Source organism: Knoellia sinensis KCTC 19936 (assembly GCF_000768705.1).
GTDB lineage: Bacteria > Actinomycetota > Actinomycetes > Actinomycetales > Dermatophilaceae > Knoellia > Knoellia sinensis.
On record NZ_AVPJ01000004.1, the window covers coordinates 281,760 to 296,020 of the forward strand.

General features: G+C 67.9%; 15 protein-coding genes, 1 tRNA gene and 1 riboswitch. Of the genes, 12 read left to right on the forward strand and 4 right to left on the reverse strand.

Translation table 11 applies throughout. The features are described 5' to 3' along the window. Positions 1-2 precede the first annotated feature (2 nt). Genes cmk through der form a run of 3 tightly spaced genes read left to right on the forward strand, consistent with a single transcriptional unit; the run spans position 3 to position 2,912 of the window. A complete protein-coding gene (gene cmk, locus N802_RS07720; protein ID WP_035914293.1) occupies positions 3-719 on the forward strand; it encodes a (d)CMP kinase in 717 nt (238 codons plus the stop codon). Between the two features lie 2 nt (positions 720-721). After that, entirely contained in the window at positions 722-1,399 is a 678-nt protein-coding gene (locus N802_RS07725; protein WP_245613858.1) for a lysophospholipid acyltransferase family protein, read from the forward strand. A gap of 31 nt (positions 1,400-1,430) precedes the next feature. Next, positions 1,431-2,912: a ribosome biogenesis GTPase Der gene (gene der, locus N802_RS07730; RefSeq protein WP_169743401.1), complete on the forward strand. Its 1,482-nt coding sequence runs from the start codon at positions 1,431-1,433 to the stop codon at positions 2,910-2,912. A gap of 84 nt (positions 2,913-2,996) precedes the next feature. Here der and N802_RS07735 read toward each other — a convergent pair whose 3' ends face one another. The 4 genes from N802_RS07735 to N802_RS07750 form a co-directional block, all read right to left on the reverse strand. Further along, a complete protein-coding gene (locus tag N802_RS07735) occupies positions 2,997-4,526 on the reverse strand; it encodes a M28 family metallopeptidase (protein ID WP_245613859.1) in 1,530 nt (509 codons plus the stop codon). Positions 4,527-4,808: 282 nt separating this feature from the next. Then, positions 4,809-4,882: transfer RNA gene (locus tag N802_RS07740), tRNA-Pro, on the reverse strand. Between the two features lie 90 nt (positions 4,883-4,972). After that, positions 4,973-6,592 (reverse strand): phospholipase D family protein, encoded by a 1,620-nt coding sequence (locus N802_RS07745; protein ID WP_052109576.1) that lies wholly within the window; start codon positions 6,590-6,592, stop codon positions 4,973-4,975. Then, positions 6,589-7,731 carry a MalY/PatB family protein gene (locus N802_RS07750; RefSeq protein ID WP_035914300.1) on the reverse strand — a complete coding sequence of 381 codons (1,143 nt, stop codon included), beginning with the start codon at positions 7,729-7,731 and terminating at the stop codon, positions 6,589-6,591. The genes N802_RS07745 and N802_RS07750 overlap by 4 nt, the downstream gene beginning before the upstream one ends. A gap of 36 nt (positions 7,732-7,767) precedes the next feature. Between N802_RS07750 and clsA the strand changes: the two genes are divergently transcribed. From clsA to N802_RS07795, 9 genes are all read left to right on the forward strand, one after another. Then, complete coding sequence (clsA, locus tag N802_RS07755; RefSeq protein ID WP_052109578.1) at positions 7,768-8,370, forward strand: cardiolipin synthase ClsA; 603 nt, start codon at positions 7,768-7,770, stop codon at positions 8,368-8,370. Beyond that, positions 8,367-9,278, forward strand: coding sequence for a DUF881 domain-containing protein (locus tag N802_RS07760; RefSeq protein ID WP_052109579.1), 912 nt, complete (start codon positions 8,367-8,369; stop codon positions 9,276-9,278). Before clsA ends, N802_RS07760 begins: the two co-directional genes overlap by 4 nt. Beyond that, positions 9,275-9,607, forward strand: a complete 333-nt coding sequence (locus N802_RS07765; RefSeq protein ID WP_035914305.1) for a small basic family protein — start codon at positions 9,275-9,277, stop codon at positions 9,605-9,607. Before N802_RS07760 ends, N802_RS07765 begins: the two co-directional genes overlap by 4 nt. A 10-nt stretch (positions 9,608-9,617) precedes the next feature. Beyond that, entirely contained in the window at positions 9,618-11,141 is a 1,524-nt protein-coding gene (locus N802_RS20600; RefSeq protein WP_211254359.1) for a DUF881 domain-containing protein, read from the forward strand. Positions 11,142-11,163: 22 nt separating this feature from the next. After that, positions 11,164-11,553 (forward strand): glycine cleavage system protein GcvH, encoded by a 390-nt coding sequence (gene gcvH, locus N802_RS07775; RefSeq protein WP_035914307.1) that lies wholly within the window; start codon positions 11,164-11,166, stop codon positions 11,551-11,553. Positions 11,554-11,650: 97 nt separating this feature from the next. Continuing rightward, a complete protein-coding gene (locus tag N802_RS07780; RefSeq protein WP_035914308.1) occupies positions 11,651-12,151 on the forward strand; it encodes an FHA domain-containing protein in 501 nt (166 codons plus the stop codon). Further along, positions 12,132-12,839: a transcriptional regulator FtsR gene (gene ftsR / locus N802_RS07785; protein WP_035914311.1), complete on the forward strand. Its 708-nt coding sequence runs from the start codon at positions 12,132-12,134 to the stop codon at positions 12,837-12,839. Before N802_RS07780 ends, ftsR begins: the two co-directional genes overlap by 20 nt. Positions 12,840-12,856: 17 nt before the next feature. After that, the gene (locus tag N802_RS07790; RefSeq protein WP_035914313.1) at positions 12,857-13,357 is read left to right on the forward strand and encodes a bifunctional nuclease family protein; all 501 of its coding nucleotides are present in this window, start codon (positions 12,857-12,859) and stop codon (positions 13,355-13,357) included. Between the two features lie 158 nt (positions 13,358-13,515). Next, positions 13,516-14,091 carry a MerR family transcriptional regulator gene (locus N802_RS07795; RefSeq protein ID WP_035914315.1) on the forward strand — a complete coding sequence of 192 codons (576 nt, stop codon included), beginning with the start codon at positions 13,516-13,518 and terminating at the stop codon, positions 14,089-14,091. Between the two features lie 68 nt (positions 14,092-14,159). After that, a riboswitch (glycine riboswitch) is annotated at positions 14,160-14,259 on the forward strand. Positions 14,260-14,261 lie beyond the last annotated feature (2 nt).

The following is a 14,261-nucleotide window of genomic DNA, read 5'->3' on the forward strand; positions in this document are numbered from 1 at the left end:
CCATGTCCACCGCCGAGAGCCCCCTGATCATCGCCATCGATGGGCCCTCCGGCTCGGGCAAGTCGAGCGTTTCCAAGGCGGTTGCATCGCGGCTGGGCGTGGGCTACCTCGACACAGGAGCGATGTATCGGGCCCTGACGTGGTGGTGTCTCGACCAGGGCGTCGACCTCGCTGACGAGGCCGCTGTGGTCGCGGCCGCGCAGACGTTGCCACTTGAGCTGTCGACCGACCCGGACGACCAGCGTGTCGGAGTCGGCGGCTCCGATGTCACGGTGGACATTCGCACGACAGAGATCAGTTCGCAGGTCTCCAGGGTGGCCACCAACACGGGAGTCAGGCCGATCCTGCAGCAGGCCCAGCGTGACCGCATGGCCGCCATCGCGACCGCCACCGGGGGCGTCGTCGCCGAGGGACGAGACATCACCACGGTCGTCGCTCCCGACGCACTCGTGCGCATCCTCCTCACCGCGAGCGAGGAGGCCCGACTACGGCGCCGCTCGGCCGAGGTGCACGGCACCGCGGACGAAGAGGCCATGGCTGCGACCCGGGACCAAGTGCTGCGGCGTGATCGCGACGACTCGTCGGTCTCCCAGTTCACCGTCGCAGCCGACGGTGTCGTCACGGTCGACACGTCCGACCTCGGCTTCGACGAGAGCGTCGAGGCCGTGCTCGCGGTGGTGGCTTCCCGCGTCGGGATGGCCGCGCGGGACGAGACGTGACCGTGACCCCTCCTGCGGCGTGGCGGGCGGGGTTCGGTCGCTACGTGGGTCGGACCCTCGTCTCGACGCTGTATGCCGCGGAGGCACACGGCCGTGACCGCGTGCCGACCACGGGGCCCGTGATCCTTGCTGCCAACCACACCGGCTACCTCGACGGAGCCGTCGTGTTCGGTTTGGCCCCCCGACCGGCTCACTTCCTCGTCCTTGCGTCCACCTTCGAGCTGGGTGTCGGCCCACTGCTCCACCTCACCGGCCAGATCCCCTTGGAGCAAGGGCACGGGGACCGCGCCGCGCTCACATCGGCTCTCGCGGTCCTGCAGCGTGGGGGAGCGATCGGCATCTTTCCCGAGGGTGGTCGTGGCCGGGGCGATCTCGCCCAGGCCGAGAAGGGCGTGGCGTGGCTGGCGCTCCAGGGTCACGCGCCAGTGGTGCCCGTGGCATGCCTCGGCACCCGAGCGACCGGCGAACTCGCCGCATCGTGGCCCACCTTGCGCAGCCGACTCGTCGCCGACTTCGGTGAGCCGATCTCGGTGACGCGGCAGGACGGCATACCGGGGCGGGTGCGACTGGAGCGGGCCGCGGAAGAGATCCGCTCGGCCCTCGCACAGCACGTCGCGGCGGCCAGTGATCGGCACGGCATCGAGCTACCCACGGACCTGCCGCCGGACGTCTGGGACTGAGCACGGTGTGATCTGGGGGAGAATGGTCCCCATGAACACCCCCGAGACCGACGAGACCGTGACCGACACCGGGTCGCTGGACGAGTCCGTCACGCATGCCCTGCGTGCTGGCCTGGAAGACTTCGAGCTGAGTGACGAGGACCTCGCACTCGTCGACCGAGGCGAGATTCCGGAAGGTGTCGACGGATTCGAGGGCGGAGTGCCGGTCGTGGCCGTGGTCGGTCGCCCCAACGTGGGCAAGTCGACGCTGGTCAACCGGATCATCGGTCGTCGTGAGGCCGTCGTCGAAGACGTTCCAGGCGTGACTCGTGACCGTGTCGCCTACGACGCCGAGTGGTCCGGCACCCGGTTCACGCTTGTCGACACGGGTGGCTGGGCCATCGACGCCAAGGGCATCCACCTGCGCGTCGCGGAGCAGGCCGAGATCGCCGTCGAGCTCGCGGACGCAGTGCTCTTCGTCGTGGACGCCGTCGTCGGAGCGACCGACGACGACGAGGCCGTCGTCAAGCTCCTGAGGCGATCGGGGAAGCCCGTCGTCCTGGTCGCCAACAAGGTCGACGACCAGCGCACTGAGGCCGATGCCGCCACGCTCTGGAATCTCGGGCTCGGCCAGCCGTGGCCCGTTTCCGCACTGCACGGGCGGGGGAGCGGTGATGTGCTCGACGCCATCCTCGACGTGCTCCCGGAGAAGTCGGCGGTCGATGCCTACCAGCGCGGTGGGCCCCGCCGCGTCGCGCTTCTCGGTCGGCCCAACGTCGGCAAGTCGTCGATGCTCAACAAGCTCGCCGGATCCGACCGAGTTGTCGTCGATGACGTCGCGGGGACGACCCGCGACCCGGTCGACGAGTTCATCGAGCTCGGTGGCAAGACGTGGCGCTTCGTCGACACCGCCGGCATCCGCCGTCGGGTACACCAGACCCGCGGCGCCGACTTCTACGCCTCGCTGCGCACCCAGACGGCGCTCGAGAAGGCCGAGGTCGCCGTCGTCCTGATCGACGCCTCCGTGCCGATCACCGAGCAGGACATCCGCGTCGTCCAGCAGGTGGTCGACTCCGGTCGTGCGCTCGTCATCGCCTACAACAAGTGGGACCTCACCGACGAGGAGCGCCGCCACTTCCTCGAGCGAGAGATCGAGCGCGAACTCGTGCAGATCCCTTGGGCACCCCGTGTCAACGCGTCCGCATCCACCGGGCGTCACATGGACCGCCTCGTGCCTGCCATCGAGAAGTCCCTTGAATCCTGGGACACGCGTATCCCGACCGGTCGGCTCAACGCGTTCCTGGGTGAGGTCGTGGCCGGGCACCCGCACCCGGTGCGTGGCGGCAAGCAGCCACGCATCCTCTTCGCGACCCAGGCGTCGACGCGTCCGCCGCGCTTCGTGCTGTTCGCGTCGGGCTTCATCGAGGCCGGCTACCGCCGGTTCATCGAACGTCGCCTGCGCGAGGAGTTCGGCTTCGAGGGGACGCCGATCGAGGTCTCGGTGCGGGTTCGAGAGAAGCGCTCGCGCCGCTGAGCAGAGCCGCGACCGGTAGTCCCGCCGGTCGTCGCACGAAGGGCGGGGGTGCCGTTGTCGGCACCCCCGCCCTCGTTCAGCGGGTCAGTTGCTGGACCCGTGCGAGTGGCCGCCGCCGCTTCCGACGGTGCCTTCCGGTCCTGCCGGAGCCGGGAGTTTGAGGCCGCCCGGCACCTTCTTGCCGGCCACGCCGTTCACCGTCTCGGTGGAGTAGGAGTAGGCGAGCACGGCGAGCGCGATTGCGTCGCTGTTGACGTCGAGCGCGTGCAGGTTCACGTTGTCGATGTCATCGCAGACAGCGTGGTAGCACTGGTCGTAAGCCTCACCGGCGATGCCGCCCCAGATGTCCTCCTGCTCCTGGGTCTTGACGACCTCGGCGCCGGTGAACAGACCGCCCGCGGGGATCCCGTTCAGGATGAATGCCTCGTAGTCGCTGCGACCACTGAACTCGGCGTCGTCGTAGGGCTCGCCCACGCTCGTGAAGTAGCTCTCGAACAGGTCCTCGATCTGGACCGAACCCTCCGGGACCGTGACGGGCGCCGTGAAGCCGGACTCGTCGCCGTCATACACCATGAAGATGTAGTTCGGCGAGGCGACCATGTCGAAGTTCAGGTAGAGCGCGATGCGATCCTTCTCCGCCTGGCTCAGCCCTGCGACATACTCCTCCGAGCCGATCAGGCCGCTCTCCTCGGCACCCCACCACGCGAAGCGCAGGGTGTTCTCGGGCTTGAGCTTGGACACCTGCTGTGCGACCTCGAGCAGCGCGGCCGAGCCGCTGCCGTTGTCGTTGATGCCAGGGCCGGCCTGCACGCCATCCAGGTGTGCGCCGGCCATGACGACATTGTTGGCGTTCTTGCCGGGAAGCTCCGCGATGATGTTCTTCTGCGGACGCTGCTCGGGGGCCGGCACGAAGACGCGGGCCGTGGAACCCTGCTGGGAGAGGGCTACGCCTTGCTCGTAGCTCGCGCCCACGACCGGGATTCCGACGACGTTCGGTCCACCGAGGGTGCCCACGATGAGGTCCGTGCGGTCTGCGGTGTTGCCCTGGTTGAAGATGACCACGCCGTCCGCGCCTGCGGCCTCGGCGTTGAGCGCCTTCTGCGCGAAGGAGCAAGTGCCGCGCTGGATGAGGGCGATGTTGCCCGCCGGGAAACCGACGAAGTCCGCTGCTTCGCAACCACTGGTCGACGTGTTTCCGAGGCCGAGCTGGATGTCAACCGCCGTTACGGAGGCCGTGACGTTGCCGGCGCCACTTCCGGTGTAGGGGCCAGTCTCGTAGGTCGCGGCGACTGGGGTGAGCTGTTCGAGTTCCGACGGGCCCACGAAGGTGAACGGGAACGTGTCGATGGAGACGTTCCACCCAGCGGCCTCGAGCGCATCGACGACGTAGTCGACGCTCGCCTCATAGCCGGGTAGGCCGGCAGCGCGGTTGCCGCCGTTGGCGTCAGCGATGGCCTGGAAGGCCTCGAGGTGCTCCATGGCTCCATCGGCGTCGACGCACGCAAGCAACTTCTTGACGGTGTTGTTGTTGCGACTCTCGCATCCTTGGGCGGGTGCCGCACTGGCTCCGGCAGCGGGCACGAGCGCCACTGCCGACAGCGTTGCGACGGCCACGCCCAGGGTTCTGATGCGTTGGGACAGCGTTATAGATGACTTCATTGTCTTCCCTTCACTCGGCGACCTCGCTGATGAGGCGGCCACCCGCCCGAGGTTAGGGGTGCGGCTCACCCATGGGAATAGTCCTTCGAGTAGACACGCGACCCGTGGCGTTCGCCCCCGGGCGGCCTGGCTGGTTGGCCACTGCGGGCGAGGCGAAGCCCCTGCAGACCTGATCGAGCGTGAATCACAGGGCATGAAAGAGGCCCTGACCTGCGTGAACAGGTCAGGGCCGATGCGTCGGGCTGACAGGATTTGAACCTGCGACCCCTTGACCCCCAGTCAAGTGCGCTACCAAGCTGCGCCACAGCCCGTGGCTTGCTCTCACGTTGCCGCGCGAGCGAACGAAACCATATCCCATGCGTGCCACGACAACCGAATCGACCCGGCGGCGGCGTGGGTCTTCAGAACACACCGCCTCGACGGAGCCGACGCGGGCGTCCGTCGGGGTCACCGAAAAGGCGTTGCGGAAGCTCCAGCAACCGGCGCTGACCTGCCCTGAGCCTGGGTGCGGTGAGGGGACGGAGCCGCCCAGCCGGCCGAGATCCCAGCCCACCGCCGTCATGCCACGACTGCAGCGCCTCGGCCGACGCGGCATACGCATCGAACAACCCACGACCGGAGACGCAGTCGCTCATCGCCTCGACATGTCCCGGACCGGACAGTGGTCGGTCGAGGTGCTCGGCCGCCAGCCGAAGCCGTAGCGACCGTGCGTAGGGCGAATGGTCGAGCCCGGCGTCGTCGACCACGAGAGCGGTCAGTTCCGAGTCATGGGTCCAGGACCGGCGGTTGATGTTGTCCGAACCGACTGTGGCGTACCAGTCGTCGATGACGACGACCTTTGCGTGGACGTAGACCGGCCACCCCGCGTGATTCTCGATCCCGTATGCCGCGAACCTCCCCGGACCCGCAGCGCCCAATTGCTCGATGGCTTCCAGGCGACCCTCGAGTTGCATGAGTTCGCCGACGCCTTCAAGGTCGGGCCGGTGGGGGAGGACGGCCACGACGTGAAGATTGGGATTGGCGGACAGTGCCTCGGCCAATGCCGCGGTGATGGTGGACGACCAGAGGTATTGGTCCTCGAGGTAGACGAACTCCCGCGCCTGACCAGCGGCCTTGAGGTGCGCCAGCGCGATGGATCGTTCGCCATGCGGCGCGAAGGGATAGGAGCGCCCGCGCCGAAGTGGCGGGTAGGTGCGCAGGATCTGGACGACGTGGGTGCCCCGACCGACAGCGGGCGGTGGTGGGAATGGCGGGGGCAGGGGAGTCGGCTCGTGCGGCACCCGGCCCAGTCGGTCGCGGATCCGTGAGTGCAGGGCTGGCGCGAGGGGAGAGGGGTCATCCCATCTCTCGCGGAAGACGGTCTCGACATCCGCGACGGCGGGACCCGAGATCGCGCATTGCACGTCGTGCCACCCGGGGCTCGGCCCGAAGGGTGCCGCCAGAGCCTGCTGCTGCGGGTCGCCGTGGTGCTCCGAGTCATCCCGACGAGAGTGGGCGACGTCGATGCCGCCCACGAACGCGACGTCGCGCTCCGGCTCGTCACGGTGCCGGACGACGACGAACTTCTGGTGGTGCGCACCCCCACGGCGAACCCGCATGTCGAGCAGGACCTCGGCGTGGTCGACGTCCTCGTCCGCGAACTCTTCCGCGACCTGGCGGTTCTTCTCGGCGGAGAAGTCGACGGCTTCGGTGTGGGAGCGCCAGATCAGGCCGCGCACCTGTACGCGCCGGGCCTGGGCCCGGTCGAGCACCTTGAGAAGGGTGCTCGACGGGTCATCCGTGAGCTGCTGATCGCCGTCCACGCGCCAGCCCACGAACATCACCATGTCGCCCTCGGTGGTGGCCTCGATGACCCGATGGAGCTCGGCGAAGTATTCGGCACCGTCGACGAGCGGCCGCACGACGTTGCCGGTGGACCACGCGGCCTCCCCATGGTGTCCGTCGTCGAGTCGCGTGTGCGGATTGGCCCGCTCTGACTGGGTGAGCAGCCATCGAGTGACCTCGGGCCCAGGTGTGCTCACGCGAGGGCTCCGACCATCCGCTCCACGGCCTCCTCGAGGATCTCGGGCGACGTCGCGAGGTTGACTCGGACGAACCCGTTGCCGGTCTGCCCGAAGGTGGGACCGGAAGAGAAGGCCACCCGCCCGCGCTCTCGCAGCAGCGCCGCCGGGTCGTCGCCCAGTTCCAGCGTGCGGCAGTCCAGCCACGCAAGGTAGGTCGACGCGGGCGGGGCGTACCCGATCTGGGGCGCACCCTGAGCGAGCAGTCGCCCGAGGAGGGCCGCGTTGTCCGAGATCTCTCGGGTGACCTGCGCGAGCCAGTCGTGCCCGGACGTCCACGCCGCCACGGCGGCGATCTGGCCGAGGTGGCTGGAACCATGGGTGTGCACCTCGTGGAGCAGCAACTCCTGCGGTGCGTCCGGACCGACGGTGACCAGGGCGGCCTTGAGCCCGGCGAGGTTCCACGCCTTGGAGGCCGAGATCAGGCTGACGCCTCGTTCACCGCCGGGCACGGTGAGATACGGAGTGAACGTGCCCTGATGCACGATCGGGGCATGAATCTCGTCGGCGATGACGATGACGCCATGTCGATGGGCGAGTTCGGCCAGGGCGGACAGTTCCGCCTCGGTGTGAACGGTGCCGGTCGGATTCTGCGGGTTGCACAGCAGGTATGCCGCCCGCTCCCCTCCCGTCGTGGCCGCCGCGAACGCCTGATCGAGGGCCCCTGGATCGAGGCGTCCGGCCGCTGTCAGGGGGGCGTCGACAACCCTTCGGCCCAGCATGTCCGCGAAGTCGAAGAACGCGTTGTAGACCGGGGACGAAAGCACCACCGGACCGCCGGGGGACGTGACCCCTCGGAGAAGTTCGCTCAGCCCGATCATCACGTCGGCGACGGGGAAGGACCGCGAAGGATCGATGGTCCACGACCAGGTGCGGGCGGCATACAGGGTTCCGGCCTCGACGAAGTCACGGCCATGGGGATAGCCCGTGTCTCCTCGTCGCATGGCCGCATCGACAGCCTCGACGACCGGGGGGCAGGGGGCGGCGTCCATCTCGGCCACCCACAGTGGGAGGACGTCCGGTGAGTACAGCCCCCACTTCACTCCAGTCCGCCGCGTACGCCAACTCATGGCATCGCCATCAAGGATGCGAGACGTCATGACTCGACTCTAGGGGCGACCGCATAGGCTGACGCCATGACTGCCGGAGAGAGCGTGAGGGGGACAGACAGCGCCCCCGTCGATCGTGTTCTCACGATCCCCAACGCGCTCTCTGCGCTGCGCCTCCTCGGCGTGCCGGCGTTCATCTGGGCCATCGCCACCGAGCACGACGCGATTGCTCTGGTCATCCTGATGGCGTCAGGGATCACCGACTACCTCGATGGCAAGATCGCTCGCCACTACGGCCTCGTGTCGCGCGTGGGTCAGCTTCTCGACCCGATCGCCGACCGCCTCTACATCGTCACCACCCTCGTCGGCCTCGCGTGGCGGGACATCATCCCGTGGTGGCTCGTGGGCATCCTGTTCGCTCGCGAAGCGTTCATGCTCGTGGTCGTCCTGATCGCCAAGCACCATGGATGGACAGGGCTGCCCGTGCACTTCATCGGCAAGGCGGCGACATTCAACCTTCTCTACGCGTTCCCCGCACTCCTCATGGCCGAAGGTGACGGCTGGCTCGCGTCGTTGGCTCGCCCCGTCGGGTGGGGCTTCGCCTGGTGGGGGACCGTGCTGTACTGGGTCGCTGGCATTCTGTATGCCGTGCAGCTCCGTCAGCTTCTCGCTCGCCGGGGTGCCCGATGAGTCACGAAGCCCCCCGACCGTCGCGGCGCCCCGACGCGTCGATGACGCTCATCACGTCGATGCTCGAGCGGCCCCTCGACCCGGGCTATGCGGCTGCCGCTGAGCGGCGCGAGTCGGCGGGCCTGCCACGAGCCACGAGCCTGCGCTCCTGGAGGCTGATCGTCTTCGCCGTGATCATCGGCGTTCTCGTCGGGATCGCAGCCATGCAACTCCGGGGGAGCGAGACGAACAGGCAGAAGACCAAGGCGAGCCTCATCGAGCGGATCGAGAAGGAACAGGCCGTCGTCGACTCGAGGGTGGGGGAGGCGGGCGCCCTGCGCTCCGAGATCGCCGCCCTCGACGCAGAGACTCTTCGACAGGTCAGCGGCGATCTTGCCGCCGACGTCGAGCGACTCTCCCTGGTTGCCGGCGCGGTCCCAGTCCAGGGTCCCGGCTTCGTCGTGACGGTCGACGACGCCCCGTCGGCCGGTGGTGACGGGTCGAACGCCCTGCCACGTGAGGAAACCGAGGACACCGACGGAGAGGTCCTCGATCGCGACCTCCAGATCCTCACCAACAGTCTCTGGGAAGCCGGGGCGGAAGCCATCTCCGTCAATGGGCAGAGACTCACCACGACTGCCTCCATCCGGTTCGCTGGCGAGGCGATCCTCGTCGACTTCCGCCCCCTCAAGAGGCCCTACGTCATCACCGCGATCGGCAACCCGGGCACCTTGCCTGCTCGATTCGCCAATGGCAGCGGCGGGACCTACCTGTCGACCCTCAAGAGTTCGTTCGGCATCCGCGCGGAGACCGTGGTCCGCGCCCGGGTGACGATTCCGGCCGCGGCCACATTGGGGACCCGCGAGGCGGTTCCCGCCGATAGGGTCAACGACTCAGCCACACCCACCTCCGAAGGAGACTCGTCGTGATCCCCGCCCTGGGACTGGTCATCGGCATCGTTGTCGGTGTCCTCCTACAGCCCGAGGTCCCGTTGTGGCTGCAGCCCTATCTGCCCATTGCGGTGATCGCGGCGCTCGACGCCGTGTTCGGCGCCGTGCGCGCCGTCCTCGACGGCATCTTCAACGACAAGGTGTTCGTGGTGTCGTTCCTGTCGAACGTCGTCGTCGCCGCGTTCATCGTCTTCCTCGGCGATCAGTTGGGGGTGGGCAGTCAGTTGTCCACCGGTGTCGTCGTCGTGCTCGGCGTGCGCATCTTCTCCAACGTGGCTTCGATCCGCCGCCACCTCTTCAACGCGTGAGCTGCGCCCGATGAGCAACAAGAAGTCGAAGCGGGCCAAGGCCGCGCGCCGCGCGCGTCGAGCGGCGCAGTCGACCGCACCCGTGACCTCAGCCGAGGTCACCCCGGGCGACGAGGTGCTGGAACCGGAGACACGGGTGCTCCCGGCAGTGCCGAAGCCCGCGGCCGAGCCCAGAGATGTGGGGCGTGCCGAGCCGGAGGACCTGGCCGACGAGACTGTGCCCGAGGACGCCGATTCCGACGCTGAGCCAGAGCAGGTCGACGAGACCGTCCCTGATGGCGAGCAGGAGCTGGGCGAAGAGACCGTCGCCGAGCAGTCCGAGCCCGAGGACCTGGCCGACGAGCTCGAGGCCGAGCAGGAAGACCTGGCCGACGAGCTCGAGGCCGAGCCCGAGGAGACTGTCCCCGAGCAGACCGAGACCGAGGACCTGCCCGACGAGGCCGAGGAGACTGTCGCCGAGCAGACCGAGACCGAGGTCTTGGCCGACGAGACCGAGGCCGAGCCCGAGGAGACTGTCGCCGAGCAGACCGAGACCGAGGACCTGGCCGACGAGCCCGCCCCCGACGCGTCGCGAGACGTCGCCCGCGAGGAACCGGACGCCTTGTCAGAGGCTGGGACAGAGGACCTCGAAGCGGACCAGACGGTCGACGAGTCCGAACCGTCCGAGGCGGAGCTGCAGTCGCACGAGGCCCTGCACTCCGCGAGTGGATCACTCGAGACCACGGACGACGGAGCCGGGCGCGCCGTCGATGAGGAGCAGGATCGTCCGGAAGAGGTCGTCGCAGCAGCCCCGCCAGTGGACAGCTCGCGCCGGGCGTGGCGCCGCCTCAGTCGAGTCGGGCGCCCTCGGCCCACCAAAGCCAATGTCCTTGTCACGATCCTGGCGATCGGGCTGGGCTTCGCCATCGCAGCGCAGGTACGCCAGACGTCGATCGAAGGACTCGAGGACCTGCGCGAGGACGAACTCATTCGCATCCTCGACACCGTGGACCAGGACGGCAACCGACTTGCCGAGGAACTCCAGACCCTGCGTCTTTCTCGTGATCGGCTGCAGAACGACACCACGAGCCTGACCGAGTCTCGCAACGCGGCCCAACAGCGACTCGACTCCTTGGGGATCATGGCCGGGACCGTTCCGGCCAAGGGTCCGGGCATCGTCCTGACGATCCAGGATCCGCAGAACAGGGTCACGGCGCCTCTCCTCCTGGACACTCTCCAGGAACTGCGTGACGCCGGCGCCGAAGCCGTCGAGATGAACGACGTCAGGATCGTCGCGAACTCCTACTTCACCGACGGCGAAGGCGGGATCAGCATTTCCGGCACACCCGTGTCGTCCCCCTACGTCATCACCGTCATCGGCGACAGTGCGACGCTGGCTCCGGCCATGGACATTCCTGGCGGCGTCAGCGAGTCGGTCCGCACCCTCGGCGGACAGGCCACGATCGAGTCCAAGGACGAGGTCAACGTGACCGCGTTGCAGAGCGTTTCGGAGCCTCAGTACGCTCGCCCCGTACCCAGTCCCACGAAGTCCTGACCGGACCAGAAGGAGCCCAAAGATGAGCGACCTCGAGTACCCGAGCGACCTGCGCTACACCGCCGAGCACGAGTGGGTGCGTTCCGGAGACGGGGGCACCGTGCGGATCGGTATCACGTCCTTCGCTCAGGACGCCTTGGGTGACGTCGTCTACGTCAGCCTCCCCGGTGTCGGCGACACTGTGGCAGTGGGCGACGCCTGCGGCGAGGTCGAGTCGACGAAGTCCGTGAGCGACCTCTACGCACCTCTGGCCGGTGAAGTCACCGCAGTGAACGAGGCGCTGGACGCCTCGCCCGAGCTGGTGAACTCGGACCCATACGGCGAGGGCTGGATGTATGAACTGCGTCCAAGTGACGCCGCCGCAGTGGACGCCCTCCTGGATGTCGAGGCATACCAGCAGCAGCTCGGCTGATTCAGCGTCATCCCTCGACGCATTCACCTGTTCATCCCTCGAGTGGTCATCTAGGGTGAGTTCTCCAGAGGACGAGCCCAGACAAGGAGCCGCACAGATGAGTGACCAGAGTCGCGAGAACCCGGACCGCGACCCGGAGACTCCCCGTCCCGAGGAGCAGATCCCGGCGCGAGAGCCGGAGTCCTCCACGACGATGCGGTTCCAGCCGGTCAACGGCCTGGAGCAGTCCGACATCGTCCACGAGAGCGAGCATGTCCTCACCCGAGCGGACCAGGCCACGGTGGAGGCGCTGCGGCCCGGTACGGCCCTGCTGGTGGTGCTCCGAGGACCCAACACGGGCGCGCGGTTCCTGCTCGATGATGACGTCGTGACCTCGGGGCGGCACCCCGAGAGCGACATCTTCCTGGACGACGTGACGGTCTCCCGCCAGCACGCCACCTTCGAACGCACGGGGGGACAGTTCGTGGTCAAGGACGTGGGCTCACTCAACGGCACCTACGTGAACCGTGAGCGCATCGACGACTCCGTGCTGCAGACCGGTGACGAGGTGCAGATCGGCAAGTACCGCCTCGTCTTCTATGCCGCCAAGCAGGCCTGAGCGGCCCCTGACCATCGGGAAGGTCCTCGACGCCCTGCGTGAGGAGTTCCCGGAGGTCAGCATCTCGAAGATCCGGTTCCTTGAGGCCGAGGGTCTCGTGGCACCGGCGCGCACGCCAGCCGGGTACCGAACGTATGCAGTGGGCGACGTCGAGCGACTGCGCTACATCCTGCGTGCCCAGCGAGATCGCTTCTGGCCCCTCAAAGTCATCCGTGAGTCGTTGGATGCCCTCGACCGGGGGCTGACACCTGGGTCCGACGTGGACGGACGGCCACGCCCGCCCGAGCCGACAGGCGATCCGGATGTTCCGGATGCGTCGGCGCTGCGGCCTGAGCGGCCGGAGCGGGCCGTGCGCCTCACCCGCGCGGAACTGGCCGCCGCCACGGGACTGGACCCCGACGTCATCTCGGCTCTTCAGGGTTTCGGTCTGCTGCGTCCTGACGACTCTGGTCACTTCTCGACCGCCGACCTGCAGGCAGCGGACGCGGCTGCCGGTCTCACGGCATACGGAATCGAGGCACGCCACCTACGTCCGTTCCGCACCGCGGCCGATCGTGAAGTGGGACTCGTGGAACAGGCCGTGAGCACCCGTCGCGCAGTGAGTCGCACTCAGGAGCAGGCCGAGGTGGCCCGACTGTGCCTTCAGCTCCACGCCGCGCTGGTGAAGGGTGGTCTCGCCCGACCCTGACGACGTACGGTGGAACGGTGAAGCCACTGGACGTCCTCGGGGTCCGCGTCGAGATGCCGACCAACCAACCGATCGTGCTGCTCAGGGAGCGGGACGGCAGCCGCTACCTGCCAATCTGGGTGGGTGCCGCGGAGGCCGCGGCCATCGCCTACGCCCAGCAGGGCGTCGTGCCGCCACGCCCGCTGACCCACGACTTGCTCAAGAACGTCCTGGACGAGCTTGGGCACACGTTGGATCGGGTCCGGATCACGTCCTTGCAGGACGGTGTCTTCCACGCGGTCCTGGACATCGACGGGGGAGCGGACGGGGGCGGACAGAGCATCGACTCCCGGTCCTCGGACGCCATTGCACTTGCACTCCGCGTCGGAGTCGAGATCACGGCCACCGAGGAACTGCTCGAAGAGGCCGGCGTCGCAATGGCCGGCGAGCAGGAGGACGACGAGGTCGAGAAGTTCAAGGAGTTTCTCGACCACGTGTCCGCTGACGACTTCAACACCGGAGACCAACCGTCAAGTTGACGGTGAGTGTTATGCATGTTACTCACGACACGCATGAGGTTACGGTCGAGTGGTAGTTGACCCCGGGTTCTCAGCGCCCTACCGTCACTTTCAGAGAACGACGTCCATGTAGTTACATCAGCGCGCGACACCGCGCCGCCGGGCAGCAGGAGGTTGGCGTGAACGCCATCGAAGAGAACCCGAAGGGGCACGTGCCAGTCGCGGCGCAGGGCCTGCTGTTCACGGACGACTTGCCGGAGTTCGACGAGGAGACCGGCTACAGGGGCCCGACCGCGTGCAAGGCGGCTGGGATCACCTACCGGCAACTCGACTACTGGGCGCGTACGTCGCTCGTTGAGCCCTCCGTGCGTGGTGCTGCGGGCTCGGGCTCGCAGCGGTTGTACGGATTCCGCGACATCCTCGCGCTCAAGATCGTGAAGCGGCTGCTCGACACGGGGGTGTCCCTCCAGCAGATCCGCGGGGCAGTCCAGGTCCTGCGCGACCGTGGAGTTGATGACCTCGCGCAGATCACGCTCATGAGCGATGGCGCATCCGTCTACGAATGCACCTCCGACGAGGAGGTCATTGATCTGCTCCAGGGCGGACAGGGGGTGTTCGGGATCGCCGTGGGCAAGGTGTGGCGTGAGGTCGAGGGCGACCTCTCGCACCTGCCCAGCGAGCGACTCTCCGATGAGACGCCGGCGGCGCACCCCGGCGACGAGCTCAGTGCGCGTCGGGCAGCTCGACTCGCCTGACCGCTTCGACCACATGACGGCGCGCACCCAAGACGGGTGCGCGCCGTTTGTTACCCTGTCCGTGCCGCAAACACCGTGCGGGAGAGTCCCTGGTCCTTCACCGGAGCCGGGGCGCCGAAGGGGCAAACTCCCCGGAACCTCTCAGGCGCAAAGGACTGCACGGATCAGGC

Coding starts and splice junctions, on each gene's coding strand:
- cmk (WP_035914293.1), top strand. CDS start 3: ATGTCCACCGCCGAGAGCCCCCTGATCATCGCCATCGATGGGCCCTCC.
- N802_RS07780 (WP_035914308.1), top strand. CDS start 11,651: ATGAGTGACCAGAGTCGCGAGAACCCGGACCGCGACCCGGAGACTCCC.
- N802_RS20600 (WP_211254359.1), top strand. CDS start 9,618: ATGAGCAACAAGAAGTCGAAGCGGGCCAAGGCCGCGCGCCGCGCGCGT.
- ftsR (WP_035914311.1), top strand. CDS start 12,132: ATGCCGCCAAGCAGGCCTGAGCGGCCCCTGACCATCGGGAAGGTCCTC.
- clsA (WP_052109578.1), top strand. CDS start 7,768: ATGACTGCCGGAGAGAGCGTGAGGGGGACAGACAGCGCCCCCGTCGAT.
- der (WP_169743401.1), top strand. CDS start 1,431: ATGAACACCCCCGAGACCGACGAGACCGTGACCGACACCGGGTCGCTG.
- N802_RS07750 (WP_035914300.1), bottom strand. CDS start 7,731: ATGACGTCTCGCATCCTTGATGGCGATGCCATGAGTTGGCGTACGCGG.
- N802_RS07760 (WP_052109579.1), top strand. CDS start 8,367: ATGAGTCACGAAGCCCCCCGACCGTCGCGGCGCCCCGACGCGTCGATG.
- gcvH (WP_035914307.1), top strand. CDS start 11,164: ATGAGCGACCTCGAGTACCCGAGCGACCTGCGCTACACCGCCGAGCAC.